A 14,683-nucleotide genomic window follows, 5' to 3' on the forward strand; every position below is an offset into this window, starting at 1 on the left:
CCCAACAAAAAGGAGAATGTTTATTATGCCATTACCAAAAGAAGGGGAAAAATACACGTATGCAGACTACTTGACCTGGCCAGAAGATGAAAGGTGGGAAATTATTGACGGAATACCTTATATGCAAGCAGCTCCAACACCTGTACATCAAGAAGTACTTACAGAATTAGTGAGACAAATAGCTAATTATCTAACAGGTAAACCCTGCAAAGTTCAATGCAAGCTGTGCTCGCCCGGGGTACGACCGTGCGGGAGCAACCGTCAAGGCTTAGAATTTAAACTATTCCCGTAAGGCCTAGCTGTCACAAGTATCCTATGTATGATTTTACCAGTTTACAAGTTTCGGTAATATGCGTATAATGAAAAACACAAAACGACAGAAAATTCATATTAGAGGGAAGAGGGCAAAAAACAAGTTAATTGCCAACAGTCACTCTATGAACCACCATTCACCGACAAAAAACGACTATTTAAGCCGAGTTATCGACCGATTGCACCAAATGTAATGTAGAAATCACAGGTTTTATGTATACTTCTTTCATGGGCTTGCCCTTGTGTTTCAGGTAAGAGCTATTGATGAATTTGTATACGTATTCAAAAGCGGTGAAACGATGTATGGTTTCTTCCAAGGATGTTGCCCAAATTGCAAAGGTCTCCCAGGCCACTGTTTCCAGAGTGCTCAATAACCCGGAATCAGTTAAGGATAAAACCCGGGAACGGGTTATGAAAGCTATCACAGAACTAGGGTACCATCCGAATTTAATTGCCCGCAGTTTGGTGACAAATAGCACCTCAACGATAGCGTTAATATCCGGCCCTCTGAAGAACGGTTTTTTTGTGGAGACAACTGACAGGATTATTAATCTGGCAATGAAGCTCGGTTTTAAGACTATGGTATATTTTGAGGACAGTGCAGAAATGGGGGACATTTTTCAGTCCATTATGGGGAATAAGGTTGACGGAATTTTATTATCCTCCATCAAGCTAAATGATCCACTACAGGAAATAATTGAGCAGTCCGGGATTCCCTATATGTATTTTAACCGCAGGCCACAAATAGGTGGGAATTATGTGGTTATTGAAAATTTGTTGGCTGGGGAAATTATCGCTCGCCATTTGCTAGAATTAGGGCACTGCCGTATTGCGTATATCTCCGGCAGGATCAATGTCTCGACGTTTTATGAGCGTCAGGTTGGGCTTATAAAAGTGTTAAATCAAGAAAATATTTACTCTTCAGACCTCATTTTTTACACTGACACCACAGCTTCAGAAGTTGAGGAAATAACACTGAGACTGCTCAAAATGGACAAGCCGCCGACTGCAATTGTATGCGCGACTGACGCTATGGCACTGATTTGTATGGAAACTTTGTTGGCCCAAGGACTTAGTATTCCCGCTGATATAAGTCTCGCCGGAATCGATAATATTCAGATTTCTTCCCACTCGGCCATCCGTTTGACAACGGTTGGGATTAAAGAGGGAAGCTTAGGTGAGATAGCTGCTGCAAACCTATTTGGGATGATTGCATCAACCAAGCATAATACGGCCGAAGTAAATACATTAAAACAAAAAATGTCAACGTGTATTACACCCGAGCAATCAAGCCTAAAACAAATCGTGTTGCAACCGGTTTTAATCCAAAGGGGTACTACTGGTCGAGCCACTAAATAAGCAATATTTTAGGCCAAGAATGTATACGTATACAATTATACTGCATATTGTATCCCTGGCCTATAAAAATAAGAAACAAATTCAGAGGAGGTTAATTATGAGGAAGGGAATCGTCAAAAAATCTTTGGCTGCCATAGTGGCAGGAACTTTGCTCTTAGGAGGATTGGCTGGTTGTGGGACTCCTTCAACATCCAGTGGTAGTGCATCCGAGATCAAAATCGGGGCTATTCTGCCGTTAAGCGGAGGGGCAGCACCTCTTGGGGAAATGAGCAAACATGCAATGGAAATGGCCGCAGACGAAATTAATGCTAAAGGTGGCATTAAGGCCATGAATGGGGCCAAGCTTAAGCTGGTTTTTGCCGACAGCCAAGGCAAACCGCAAGTTGGAGTTTCTGAAGCAGAACGCCTTATTTCCCAGGAAAATGTGGCAATGCTAACCGGGTCTTATCAATCAGGAATTACATTACCAGCCTCAGAAGTTGCTGAGCGCTATAAGAAAATTTGGTTTGCCTCGGTTCCTTCTGAAGAAACAATTACCACCCGCGGTTTTAAGTATGTATTTAGGCTTGCTGACACTACACCTATGAGGGTAGCGGCTCAGCTCAAGTTCCTTGAGGACATGAAAAAGGAATCCGGTACAGAAATAAAAACTGCTGCCCTGGTCTATGAGAACACTGCTTATGGCCAAGGTTCAGCGGTAGTATGGAAAAAATTACTACCTCAGGCTGGTCTTCAAATCGTGTTAGATGAAGCTTATGACAAGAGTGCGGCCGACTTTACTCCTGTTGTGTCTAAGGTTAAAGCTGCTAACCCTGATGTAGTCTTATTAACTTCTTATGTAGCAGATGCTACCATGTTGGCAAATGGGTTCAAGCAACAACAAGTTCGTCCTAAAGCCTTTATCGGGACATCTGGCGGCTATGCTGATCCTGAATTCATCAAAAATGCCGGTGAATCTGCCCTTGGTTATTATGATATCGCTGCTTGGGAAGCAGATGTTAACAGGCCGTTTTCAAAAGACACAGATAAAAAGTTCTTTGAAAAATACGGTGTCCATATGAATGGGGAAGCGGTTAAAGAGTATGTGGGTGTTTATGTGATGGCTGATGCTTTCGAAAGAGCTAAGAGTTTAGATTCCGAGAAACTCCGAGAAGCATTCGCCTCAACTGAGATGGTTGAAGGGCCATCGCAAATGTATGCCAAAAAAGTGCATTTTGACCAGAGCGGTACTTTGCCTGACCCAAGCCTTGTAATGGTTCAATTCCAAAAAGTAAATGGAAAAGTTGAACGCGTTACCGTGTGGCCAAAAGAGGATGCACGTGAGGGATTTCAAGTCAGTTTCCCCTATAAAGGATAATCGAATTATGTAGAAAAAACATGATTCTGGGAGGGTGGTGACAGCCATCCTCCCAGTTGCAGAGAGACACAGCATTTGCATGAACAGGGGTGAAATTCGGTGCTGTCAGCAGTGATACAAGGACTACTAATGGGTTCTGTTTATGGATTAATTGCCTTAGGCCTTACTCTAATATTTGGTATTATGCGTGTTATTAACTTCGCGCACGGAGCCTTTCTGATGGTAGCGATGTTCGTTTCCTATTTTAGTGTAACAGTATTGGGATTAAATCCTTATCTCGCTTTAATAGTGGTTATCCCGGTTATGTATTTGATAGGATATGCTACCAACAAGTTTCTGTTACAACCGGTTATGAAAAAAGAAGCCGACGTGCGTGAGCCGATCGGGGCACTTCTTTTAACTGCCGGTTTGAGTGTGGTTCTGGAAAACGGATTCTTGGCAGGTTTCGGTTCGGATTATAAAGTGATTCAGACTAGTTTTGGGCATGAGTCTGTTCACTTAGGGTCTGTGATTATCCCGCTTCCAAGATTATATGCTTTTTTACTAGTCTTGATCGTAACGGTTGTGTTTTATTTTGTGCTTCATAAGACCGAGCTGGGGCGTAAAATTCGCGCTGTCGGCCAGGATCGTAATGCGGCCCGTTTAATGGGGATTAATGTAGAGAAGACATTTAACTCTGCTTTTGGGATTGGCCTCACAATTTTAGGAACGGCCGGGGTTGCTCTCTTGCCGTTTTATAACCTGCACCCTAGTATTGGCGGAGTTTTCGGAACTAAAGCATTTGTTACCGTCGTGTTGGGTGGACTTGGGAGTATTCCGGGTGCGATTATTGGCGGATTATTAATTGGTGTAGTGGAATCAGTATCGACCTTGTTTGTACAGAATACCCTCTCCCCGATGATTGTTCTCTACGCTTTTCTTGTGTTCCTTTTCTTCCGCCCTTCAGGGCTGTTTGGTTCTCCTCATGATTCCTAAACCTATACGGAGGTTAGCGAGATGAAAAGATTTTTGCCGCTAGGTCTGTTGACACTTCTGTTTGCGACCGTGCCGCTATTTAATGACAATGCTTATATTTTGCACAGTTTTATTATGGTTTTGTTTTATGCCTACTTGGCAACAAGCTGGAACATCGTCGGGGGATTTGCCGGGCAACTTTCATTGGGTCATTCAGCTTTTATGGCTGTCGGCGGATATATTTCGACTCTGTTATTTATATATTTAGGAGTGACGCCATGGCTGGGAATGATTGCAGGGGGCTTGGTGGCCGCTTTAATAGCAGTTCTGATAGGAATCCCCAGTTTTAGGCTCAAAGGTGCTTACTACTCTATAGCTACTATTGCGTTTGCTGAAGGCTTGTCAGTTATTTTAAAAACCGTTAAAGATCTCGGGCCTATCCATATTGGGGCAGCTGAAGGCATCATGGTTCCCTTGAAGATGGATGCGGGTTTCCTTGACTTTCAATTTTTCTCTAAAATTCCCTATTACTATATTATCCTGACGTTTCTAGCTATCGTGCTGTTTGTGTCCTGGTGGATTGAACGATCCAAACTCGGGTTTTATCTTACCGCTCTCCGGGAAGATGAAGATGCCGCTAAAGCCTTAGGGATTAATACGCGCCAGGTTAAACTGATCGCCGCAGGAATTAGCGCTTTCTTCACCGCTATCGGTGGGACGTTCTTTGCCCAGTTAATTCGATATCTCGAGCCGGCAACGATTGCGGGATTTGACTTGTCTGCGCAGATGGTTTTCTTGGCTATAGTAGGCGGCCTTGGCACTGTTTTTGGGCCGTTTGTGGGTGCGATATTACTCACCGCTGTTGGTGAAATCACCAGGGTTTACCTCGGTGACTCTATCCAAGGCTTGCATCTAATTATCTACGGCATGGCAGTGGTATTTGTTATTCTTTACTTGCCCAGGGGAATTATCGATCCAATTATGAACTTAATTGGGCTTGGTTCGAAGAAACAAAAGACAAGCGTCTTAGTTCCCAAAACTCTTAAGTAAACCTTAAATTATTTCGGTAAAAAGAATGCAACTGAGCAGGGGGGGAAGTTATGCTTCAGACAACAAATAATGCGGATAATAAAGATCATCTGCTTAAAGTGACCGGTTTGAACAAAAGTTTCGGCGGGCTGACTGTTACAAAAGACCTTAGTTTCAGTGTCAAAAATGGCCAGATTTTTGGGATAATTGGCCCCAATGGGGCAGGGAAATCCACTCTTTTTAACCAGATATCAGGGTATCTTAGACCGGATTCCGGCGAGATAGTTTTTAACGGACAGAACATTACAGGCAAACTCCCGTATGAGCTTTGTAAAGACGGAATTGGACGCACGTTTCAAATTGTTAAACCTTTCGGCACCAAATCGGTTCTTTACAACGTGGCAGTTGGTGCATTTGTCCGCACTTCAAAAAGGTCTGTAGCTCTGGAAAAGGCACGGGAAGTAGTAGAATTGATTGGCTTGGGCAAGAAAGCGGATGTCTTGGCTAAAAACTTGACGATAGTCGACCGCAAGCGCCTGGAACTCGCGAAAGCCCTGGCGACCCAGCCTAAACTTCTGTTGCTTGATGAAATACTCGCCGGATTAACACCCAGTGAAGTTGATGACTCAGTGGAGCTTATTAAAACGATTCGTAGCTCCGGGGTTACGATCGTAATGATTGAGCATGTTATGCGGGCTGTGATGGCTCTCTGTGAAAACGTAATTGTTATTAACTACGGGCAAAAAATCGCCGAAGGAATTCCGGAAGAAGTGACCAAAAATCCGGAAGTAATTACGGCATATTTAGGTGATGAACATGCTTCTTAAAGTAGAAGATTTAAGCGTGCACTATGATGGCATGCAGGCGCTGTTTAATGTTGGCCTGCAAGTTAATGCCGGGGAAATCGTGAGCATTGTCGGATCCAACGGAGCAGGCAAAACTACGTTTATTAACGCAGTGTCCGGAACCCGTAAGCTCACAAGCGGAAAATTTACGTTTGCAGGACGGGATATTACTAAAGTTCCTGCCCATGATCGGGTGCCGTTAGGGATTGCCCAGGTGCCCGAAGGTCGCCGTCTTTTCCCCTTGATGACGGTTGAAGAGAATCTGCTTCTGGGGTCAGTGCATCCCGAAGCCAAAAAACACCGCCAGGAAAGTCTGAAAGAAGTTTATGAGTTTTTGCCGCGGCTGAAGGAGCGGAAAAGTCAGATTGCCAAGACCCTTTCGGGCGGGGAACAGCAGATGGTGGCTATCGGTCGGGCCTTAATGAGCCGCCCCAAGCTTTTAATGTTTGATGAACCGTCTTTGGGTTTATCTCCGCTGCTTGTCAAAGAACTGTTTAACATTATTAAACAGATTAACAGCAGGGGCATTACGGTGATGCTGGTGGAGCAAAACGTCAAACAAACACTGCAGATTGTTGATCGCTGTTATGTCTTTGAAAACGGTGCGGTGACTCTGGAAGGCACAGGTACCGGGCTCTTGAACAATGAACATGTTAAGAAGGCATTTCTGGGTATGTAAGTTTTTTGAAAGTAAGAACCAAGTCTGACGGATAAAAAGTGTGTTATTAGATAAAAAAGGAAAGGGAAAAGGAGAGCGATTCAAAATGTCAGTTTCTGTCTTTAAGGCTCCTCAAATTATCATTACCGGTTCAGGATCTATCGCCCAGATTGGCACTGAGGCTAGAAAATTAGGGGCAACTAAAGTCCTGATAATTACAGACAAAGTTATCAACCAAACGGGCCTTATTAAAAAAATAACGGGCCCGTTAGAGGCTGACGGACTGGTATTTGATATTATTGACGAAGTCATCCCTGAACCGCCTTTTGAGAATTTAGAGCAAATGGCGGCCCAAATTGTAGGTAAAGGTTATGATTTGTTCGTAGGCGTTGGCGGGGGGAGCGCTCTTGATGTCACTAAGGTTCTCTCGATTATGATGACGAACAAAGGGGATGTCCGCGATCTCGTAGGGATTGAGAAGGTGCAAAACCCGGGCGTACCTTTCATTCTGGCCCCAACCACCGCAGGCACGGGTTCTGAAGTAACTTATAATGCCATTTTTACAGATACCAGGGATATGGTTAAGAAAGGAATTGTGAGCAAGTACCTCTTGCCTCAAGTTGCCATTGCAGATGCGGAGCTCACACTCACTGCTCCGGCCTTTGTTACAGCCGCCAGTGGCATGGATGCCTTAGTGCACGCAGTAGAAGCTTATACTGCGGTGAAGGCAACTGAGGTTAGCGATTCCTTGGCTCTACATGCGATAAAATTAATTTCCCAATCTTTGCGGACTGCGGTGTATAATGGTAGTGAGCTTAAGGCACGCGAAGATATGGCAATGGGAAGCCTACTGGCCGGAATGTCCTTTGCCAATGCCGGAGTAGGGGCTGTCCATGCCCTGGCATATCCCCTGGGTGGGAAATTCCATGTTCCGCACGGTGTTTCCAATGCGCTTCTGTTGCCATATGTAATGCGCTTCAATGCAATTGCGAATTTGGCCAAATTCGCTGAAGTAGCTAAAGGAATGGGGGAAAACATTCACGGCTTGTCTCTGAGGGAAGCGGCGGACAAAGCGGTTATGGCTTTAGCCAAGCTTGCGCAAGACGTGGGTATTCCCAGGAGCATGAAGGAAGTTGGAGTTACGGCTGAAGACATTCATGAAATGGCAGTGAACGCCAGCGGCATTGACCGCCTCTTAAGCAATAACCCGCGCCGCTTAACCGTGAAGGATATTGAGCAGATTTACCGCGATGCCTATGAAGCTATCGAATTCTAGGCCGAACAGTGCCGTTGTGAAAGAAGGGGAACAGAGTGAACGGGATACTCAGGATTAACATGGCCACTTTAGAACAGAAGCAGGAAGAAGCGAAGCAGGATTATCAATTACTCGGCGGACGGGCTTTCATCGCCAAGTTTTTACTGGATGAAGTCAAGCCGTCATGCGAACCTCTTGGACGTCATAACAAGCTTATTTATACTCCGGGTTTATTGGGTGGAAGCAAAGTTTTCAGCTCCGGCAGGATCTCTATCGGAGCGAAGAGCCCACTTACCGGCGGGATCAAGGAGAGCAACGGCGGGGGCGTCGTCGGGATTAAGCTGGGCCGACTCGGCTATAAGGCAATTATCATTGAGGATCTCCCTCAGGATGACAAGAAATACATCATCAGGATTAGTGCTGATGGGGTAGAGCTTCTTCCTGGGGAGGAATATTGGGGCTTAAAGGTCTACGAGACAGCAGATAAGCTGAGAGAGCGGTTCGGAAAAAACGTCGCGATCTCTTGCATTGGACCTGCCGGAGAAATGAAATTCTTGTCTGCCGGGATTGCCAATACGGACATGGAAGGAGTTCCAAGCCGGTATAGCGGACGCGGTGGACTAGGGGCGGTCATGGGCTCGAAAGGGATTAAAGCCCTGATAATCGACGATTCCGGAGTCAAAGTTCAAGAACCTGTTCATGGCGCGGAATTCAACCAGGTAATGAAGGAATACGCAAAGATTCTCAAGGAATCTCCCGTAGTCGAGGCTTATAATACCTACGGAACATCAGCGATGGTGCAAGTAACCAATGCCGTGGGAGGCTTGCCGACAAGGAACTTTTCGACCGGAAAATTCGAAGGGGCAAACAAAATCGATGCTGAACGCATGTATGACATAATCACAAGCCGCAAAGGGAATCCCACCCACGCTTGCATGCCAGGCTGTATGATCCGCTGTTCCAACATCTATCCGGACGAACAAGGCAAGACCATCGTAGCTCCCCTGGAGTACGAAACAATCGCCCTCATGGGCTCCAACTTATCCATTGATGATCTCGATGTGATCGCCAAGCTCAACTTCTTGTGCAATGACTATGGCATTGATACAATCGAGACCGGCGCATCCTTGGGAGTCGCCATGGAAGCAGGAATAATTCAGTTTGGAGACTCTAAAGGAGCAATTGAGCTAGTGCATGAGATTGGCAAAGGCTCTCTCATCGGCAGGGTCTTGGGCATGGGTGCTGCCGTAGCCGGCAAGGTGTTGGGAATTAGCAATGTTCCGGTGGTGAAGGGTCAATCAATGCCTGGCTACGAGCCCAGAGGGATTAAGGGCTTAGGGGTCACGTATGCGACTTCCCCGATGGGAGCCGATCATACCGCCGGCGCTACGGCGCGGGCCAAGGTTGATCATAATTCACGCGAAGGACAGGCTGCTTTGTCGAAAAAGATGCAGTACACTATTCCGATTTATGATGATCTCGGCCTCTGTATGTTCGTGTCTGTTGCCCTCGGCCCGTACCCTGAGGTTCTGGCCCAGTTAGTCAATTCCCAGGTAGGGACCAATTACGGAGCGGATGATTTATTTAGGCTGGCTGAGAACACGGTGCAATGGGAGCGTGAATTTAACCGACGGGCTGGCTTTACGAATGTGGACGACCGACTTCCCGAGCATTTCTATGAAACTGAGAACCTTGCGACGGGGACGGTTTTTGATGTCAGTGACGAAGAACTTGATGAAGTGCATAATCTACATCGATAACCCTGCTAGCAGCGCGGTTGCCACAAAATTATTGAGGGCGTGCAAGGCCATTGAAGGATAAAGGGAGCGGTTCTTCTCATACATGTGAGCAAGTATCAGCCCTAACACAAAGCGCGGCAAAAAGCCGTACGCCTGGAAATGGAGAAGAGCAAATAAAGCAGAGCTGATAGCAGCGGCAGTCCACTTGCCAAAGTATTTGTGCAGGCTGCCAAAAATAACTCCCCGAAATAAGGTCTCTTCTGTAAGCGGAGCTAAGATGCTGGCGAGCAGAAAGTTAAGAAGAAAGGTTATGATTGTGGCTTGCCCAAAAAGCTTGGAGTAAACATCAGTTTCCGGCGGAGCAAATCCGCGGCTGAGTAAGAAAAGTCCGTACATGAAATTAAGAGCCCAAGCCAAAATATATAACCCGATAATACTGGGCCAGACTTGGCGGAACCTTACGGGACGCCAGCCAAAGTCGGCCCAGTTCCATTTTCTCAGGGTTTTTATAACCCATATTAAAAATAGGAAAGAAAGCTGGGTGAGGAAGCCGTTTAAGTATAAGAGCATTTCTTCATGAGCCCAGCGGCTGGCAGCCCATTTGGTGCCCAGCACCAAAAGCACAAACAGCACCCCGATGCCAAGAACTGCAGCTGCGAGGTCGATCCAGCCGAGGGCTTTATTTTTTTCTTCCATTATTTACTCCTATATTAGTTTTTTAGTGTTCGATGGAAGAGACCGCCCTTAAAAACGCTTATCGATGGATAAATGGCCGCTTGAATTCCCACAATAACTGTGGGAGGGATGAAAATTGATTACTTTGCAGGTTTATCATCACCGTCTTAAGGTGCCCCTAAAAGAATATCTTGATACTGTGCAGGAATTTACAGATCCTTGGGATGAGAGGGCGTATCAATATTTTGCGAACAAGCACCTTGAGCAGGAGAATGACCCGGGAATTGTAGGAATGGTGCGGCAGGAGCGGGATGATGATTATGTTTATCTTGACGCCGCTGTGCGCTATCCCGTGGCGGAATAATAAGCGAGGAACTTACTATGGTGTCAACGTTGGCTGAATCAGGTTTAGGCTTCAAAAATGAGCTTTCTTAATGTCGCAAGGTCTTGAGCAATATAGTTCGGTTTATGCTCTTCTAACTCATCCATAGAACCATAGCCATATGCTACAGAGATAATATCAAGGCCGTTGCGCCTGGCACCCTCGATGTCAAAACGCCTGTCCCCGATCATAACAATACGGTTTAAGGGAGTGCTGTCTCCGAGTCGGCGTAGAATTTCCCGGATTAAGTCCCCTTTGTCAACTAATTCCCCGTTAAAATTACTTCCCATGATGAGATGAAAATGTTGGCTTAGCTCAAAGTGTCTGAGGATTTCTTCAGCGAAAGGCTTGGGTTTTGAAGTTGCGAGGACATTGTGGCAACCTGCATTTTTCAGATCTCTAAGTAATTCGGGAATACCGCTGTAAACTTCATTTTCGTACAGCCCTTTTTCCCGGAAGCGCTCTCGGTATAGTTCAAGTGCGCTGGCGATTGAGGCTTCATCTGTGCTTTGCAGAAGCACCTCAAAGCTTTTACTTAATGCCGGGCCAATAACCCATTCCAGCTCATCTTGTGACGGAACTAAAGCACCAAGATTTTCGAGAGCATACTGGACAGATTTCGTAATTCCTTCTTTGGGATCTGTGAGCGTGCCATCTAAATCCCAGAGTATTACATCATAAAGCATTTTGTACGAGCCTCCGTCTCATAAAATTTCTACCGTACTCTAATTCGACCAAAATCCAAATCAAGCCCGATTTTCCCTCGTAATTCCCAGGAGTAATTTTCTCTTATCTGAGAAATTCTAACTACAAAGGGGGAGTTAAAATGTTTATGCTGAAACAGCGCCGTCACCGTAATAGAAGTTGGGTTTGGAACATGCTTGGCATTGCGGGGGCCTTCATGGTTGGCAGGGAAGCAGGCAAACGCATGAAACCAAACAACCATCACCACTCTTCTTGGAAACAAGATGAGGGTATGGGACAGGAATAATTAGCTTCAAAATGCACTCCGGGTAACCCCGGAGTCTTCTTTTTACAAGTGTACGATTTACCTTCTCCAACTTTATAGTGGTTTATAAGCAAGGTCAAGGCTTTTTTGCCGTTAGCACCAGTTTCACGCCAAAAACCAAACAAGCTGTGAAGATATGGGAGAGGTTCCTTAGGCGAGATTTTAGCTCCAGTATGCATAAATGTGATTTGTCCACAAAGAATAAAGTCAAGACCAACAAACGCGAGAGGAGGGGTTTAGTTGCCCGTATCTGACAGCTTCTACAAGTTGGCTCGCCAAAAGGGATTGTCCCGCCGGGATTTCCTTAAGTTCTGCACCATAGCAGCAGCAATGCTTGGATTAGATGCCACTGCCGTGCCTAAGATTGTGCAGGCCTTGGAATCCAAGCCAAGGATGCCGGTAATATATCTCAATTTGCAGGAGTGCACTTGTTGTGCGGAATCTTTTCTCCGCTCGGCCCATCCCTTGGTTGCAGATTTAATTCTCAATATGATCTCGCTTGATTACATGGAGCCGCTGCAGGCGGCAGCCGGAGCCCAGGCTGAGGCCGCAAAGGCCAAGACAATGAAAGATTATCGCGGTCGGTATTTGCTTGTGGTTGAAGGAAGCGCCACTCTGGGCAACGGCGGGATCTACTGCACAATTGGCGGGAAAACTGCCACCAGTATTTTGCAGGAAACGGCTGCGGGAGCAACAGCTGTGATTGCGTATGGTTCCTGTGCCACCAACGCCTGTGTCCAAGGAGCATACCCCAATCCTACCCAAGCAGTCCCTGTGCGCAGGGTTGTTACAAATAAGCCGGTTATTGATGTTCCCGGCTGTCCTCCGATTGCCGAGGTTATAACGGGTACAATTGTGCATTACCTGACTTTTGGCAAAATACCTGAACTCACCAATCTAGGGCGTCCGAAGGCTTTCTACGAGCACAGGGTGCACGATGGCTGCAATCGCCGCGCATTTTTTGATGCCGGACAGTTTGTGGAAAGGTTCGATGATGAGGGAGCGAAACAAGGGTGGTGCCTGTACAAAATGGGATGCAAAGGGCCGACAACTTACAATGCCTGTGCCGTCACGCAGTGGAATGACGGTGTGAGCTACCCTATCAAATCCGGGCACCCGTGCATAGGCTGTTCCGAAAATAATTTTTATGACAATACTCCGTTCTATACGCACCTGGCGGACATTCCTAACGGAGCGATTGGAGTTAATCCTGATAAGGTTGGGGTTGGGGCTCTCGGAGTGGCGGGAGTTGGTGTTCTTGCCCATGCGGTAGCCACAGGGGCTATTAAAAGCAGGGAAAAAGCAGATAAGAAGAAATAAGCATCAACATAGATGCGCAAAACTTGACAAGCGGAACTCAAACAAACGGAAAGCGAAAGGACTTTGACTATGGCGACAAGAATTGTGGTCGATCCTATTACCCGGATTGAAGGGCATTTGCGGATTGAAGTGGTCTTAGAGGGTAACCGTATCACAGAAGCTCTAAGCTCAGGCACCATGTTTCGCGGGATTGAAAAGATTGTGGAAAACCGTGATCCACGCGATGTATGGGCTTTTGTCCAGCGGATTTGCGGTGTGTGCACACATATCCACGCTATTGCCTCCGTGCGGGCGGTTGAAGATGCCTTGGATTACCGTATTCCAAAAAACGCGAATTATATCCGTAATATTATGACCTTAACCCAGTTCGTTCAGGATCATGTCATTCACTTTTATCACTTACACGGTTTTGATTGGATTGATGTCTTAAGCGCGCTTAAAGCCGATCCCGCCCAAACAAGCTCTCTCGCGCAGTCCATCTCCAGTTGGCCTTTGTCTTCTGCGGGTTATTTCCGGGATGTTCAAAATAAGGTTAAGGCCTTGGTCGAAAGCGGACAGCTAGGAATTTTCGCCAATGCTTACTGGGGACACCCGGCGTACCTTCTGCCGCCCGAGGTCAACTTATTAGGGGTGGCGCACTATCTGGAAGCGCTTTCCTGGCAGAAGGAAATTGCCAAAGTACATACAGTTTTCGGGGGCAAAAATCCTCACCCCAATTACTTAGTGGGCGGCATGGCTTCTGCAATAAATATAGACGGCAACAACACAGTTAATATCGAGAGGCTTAATCTAGTTAAGACAAAAATCGAGGAAGCCCAGACTTTTGTAGATCAGGTGCTGATGCCGGATGTTTTGGCAATTGCCGACTTTTATAAAAAGGATCTTTACGGGGGTGGGGTGCGGAATTATTTAGCATATGGCGGCGTGCCAACGGTTGATGTTCAGCAGCCTGAAAGTTACCTGTTCCCGGGTGGAGTTGTTTTAGACCGGGATTTAAGTAAAGTTTACGATATTGATCTCAAAGACCCTAAACATATTCAAGAGTTCGTTACGCACTCGTGGTACCGGTATGAAGATGCTCAGGCCGGACTTCATCCGTGGCAGGGGCGAACCGAGGCAGAATATGATGGGCCTAAACCGCCTTATGAAAATCTCTATGAAAATAAACGCTATAGTTGGATTAAAACCCCGCGCTGGCAGGGCAAACCGATGGAGGTAGGGCCACTGTCCCGTTTTGTGGTCGGCTACGCGCGCGGCAATAAGGGAATGAGGATCCTTGTTGACGATGCCCTGAAGCGCTTGGATCTGCCTGTTGCCGCTCTCTTTTCCACCTTGGGGCGGACTTTGGCGCGAGCTTTGGAGACAAAATACTCAGTCGACCACCTGGCTGGTTTCCACACTGATCTGCTGGCTAACATCAAGGCTGGGGACAGCACGGTCTTCAATGGGGAGAAATGGGATCCTGAGAAATGGCCCGCTCAGGCGCAGGGGGTTGGGTATTGTGAGGCACCGCGTGGTGCTCTGGCCCATTGGGTTAAGATCAAAAACGGGAAAGTGGAAGCATACCAGGCCGTTGTGCCTACGACCTGGAATGCATCACCCCGGGATGCTCAGGGGCAGACTGGGCCGTACGAAGCATCCCTTCTCGATACCCCGCTCGCCAAGCCGGATCAGCCACTGGAACTGCTGCGCACCATCCACTCGTTTGACCCGTGCTTAGCCTGTGCCACCCATCTGCTTAACAACAAAGGCGAGGAGACGCTGAACATTCGGGTAGTGTAGATTTATT

Annotated in this window: 14 protein-coding genes and 1 pseudogene; 13 read left to right on the top strand and 2 right to left on the bottom strand. The window is 46.7% G+C overall.

What is annotated here, in order from left to right; translation table 11 throughout:
• Window positions 1–25: 25 nt before the first annotated feature.
• From ACYQ2N_RS18310 to ACYQ2N_RS18350, 9 genes and pseudogenes are all read left to right on the top strand, one after another.
• Window positions 26–214: pseudogene (locus ACYQ2N_RS18310) on the top strand (Uma2 family endonuclease); the annotation flags it as partial.
• A gap of 401 nt (window positions 215–615) precedes the next feature.
• On the top strand, window positions 616–1,671 hold the full coding sequence (locus ACYQ2N_RS18315; protein ID WP_460000857.1) for a LacI family DNA-binding transcriptional regulator: 1,056 nt from the start codon (window positions 616–618) through the stop codon (window positions 1,669–1,671).
• A 97-nt stretch (window positions 1,672–1,768) separates the two neighbouring features.
• Entirely contained in the window at window positions 1,769–3,028 is a 1,260-nt protein-coding gene (locus ACYQ2N_RS18320) for an ABC transporter substrate-binding protein (RefSeq protein ID WP_460000858.1), read from the top strand.
• 99 nt (window positions 3,029–3,127) lie between these two features.
• Entirely contained in the window at window positions 3,128–4,003 is an 876-nt protein-coding gene (locus tag ACYQ2N_RS18325; protein ID WP_460000859.1) for a branched-chain amino acid ABC transporter permease, read from the top strand.
• Window positions 4,004–4,024: 21 nt separating this feature from the next.
• Window positions 4,025–5,032 (top strand): branched-chain amino acid ABC transporter permease, encoded by a 1,008-nt coding sequence (locus ACYQ2N_RS18330; protein WP_460000860.1) that lies wholly within the window; start codon window positions 4,025–4,027, stop codon window positions 5,030–5,032.
• 50 nt (window positions 5,033–5,082) lie between these two features.
• The gene (locus ACYQ2N_RS18335) at window positions 5,083–5,838 is read left to right on the top strand and encodes an ABC transporter ATP-binding protein (protein ID WP_460000861.1); all 756 of its coding nucleotides are present in this window, start codon (window positions 5,083–5,085) and stop codon (window positions 5,836–5,838) included.
• Window positions 5,828–6,535 carry an ABC transporter ATP-binding protein gene (locus ACYQ2N_RS18340; RefSeq protein WP_460000862.1) on the top strand — a complete coding sequence of 236 codons (708 nt, stop codon included), beginning with the start codon at window positions 5,828–5,830 and terminating at the stop codon, window positions 6,533–6,535. Before ACYQ2N_RS18335 ends, ACYQ2N_RS18340 begins: the two co-directional genes overlap by 11 nt.
• 85 nt (window positions 6,536–6,620) lie before the next feature.
• Window positions 6,621–7,790 (top strand): iron-containing alcohol dehydrogenase, encoded by a 1,170-nt coding sequence (locus tag ACYQ2N_RS18345; protein WP_460000863.1) that lies wholly within the window; start codon window positions 6,621–6,623, stop codon window positions 7,788–7,790.
• Between the two features lie 35 nt (window positions 7,791–7,825).
• Window positions 7,826–9,529 (top strand): aldehyde ferredoxin oxidoreductase family protein, encoded by a 1,704-nt coding sequence (locus tag ACYQ2N_RS18350; RefSeq protein ID WP_460000864.1) that lies wholly within the window; start codon window positions 7,826–7,828, stop codon window positions 9,527–9,529.
• Here the strand turns inward: ACYQ2N_RS18350 and ACYQ2N_RS18355 are convergent.
• A complete protein-coding gene (locus tag ACYQ2N_RS18355) occupies window positions 9,518–10,204 on the bottom strand; it encodes a CPBP family intramembrane glutamic endopeptidase (protein ID WP_460000865.1) in 687 nt (228 codons plus the stop codon). The two genes, ACYQ2N_RS18350 and ACYQ2N_RS18355, sit on opposite strands and share 12 nt — an antisense overlap.
• A 115-nt stretch (window positions 10,205–10,319) precedes the next feature.
• Here ACYQ2N_RS18355 and ACYQ2N_RS18360 point away from each other — a divergent pair, with 115 nt between their 5' ends.
• Window positions 10,320–10,547, top strand: coding sequence for a hypothetical protein (locus ACYQ2N_RS18360; protein ID WP_460000866.1), 228 nt, complete (start codon window positions 10,320–10,322; stop codon window positions 10,545–10,547).
• A 44-nt stretch (window positions 10,548–10,591) separates the two neighbouring features.
• Here the strand turns inward: ACYQ2N_RS18360 and ACYQ2N_RS18365 are convergent, their stop codons facing one another.
• Window positions 10,592–11,251, bottom strand: coding sequence for an HAD hydrolase-like protein (locus ACYQ2N_RS18365; RefSeq protein ID WP_460000867.1), 660 nt, complete (start codon window positions 11,249–11,251; stop codon window positions 10,592–10,594).
• Between the two features lie 140 nt (window positions 11,252–11,391).
• Here ACYQ2N_RS18365 and ACYQ2N_RS18370 point away from each other — a divergent pair, with 140 nt between their 5' ends.
• The 3 genes from ACYQ2N_RS18370 (at window position 11,392) to ACYQ2N_RS18380 (ending at window position 14,676) form a co-directional block, all read left to right on the top strand.
• On the top strand, window positions 11,392–11,556 hold the full coding sequence (locus ACYQ2N_RS18370; RefSeq protein WP_460000868.1) for a hypothetical protein: 165 nt from the start codon (window positions 11,392–11,394) through the stop codon (window positions 11,554–11,556).
• A gap of 258 nt (window positions 11,557–11,814) precedes the next feature.
• Window positions 11,815–12,894 carry a hydrogenase small subunit gene (locus ACYQ2N_RS18375; RefSeq protein ID WP_460000869.1) on the top strand — a complete coding sequence of 360 codons (1,080 nt, stop codon included), beginning with the start codon at window positions 11,815–11,817 and terminating at the stop codon, window positions 12,892–12,894.
• Between the two features lie 69 nt (window positions 12,895–12,963).
• Window positions 12,964–14,676: a nickel-dependent hydrogenase large subunit gene (locus ACYQ2N_RS18380; protein ID WP_460000870.1), complete on the top strand. Its 1,713-nt coding sequence runs from the start codon at window positions 12,964–12,966 to the stop codon at window positions 14,674–14,676.
• Window positions 14,677–14,683 lie beyond the last annotated feature (7 nt).

Source organism: Paradesulfitobacterium aromaticivorans (assembly GCF_054657415.1).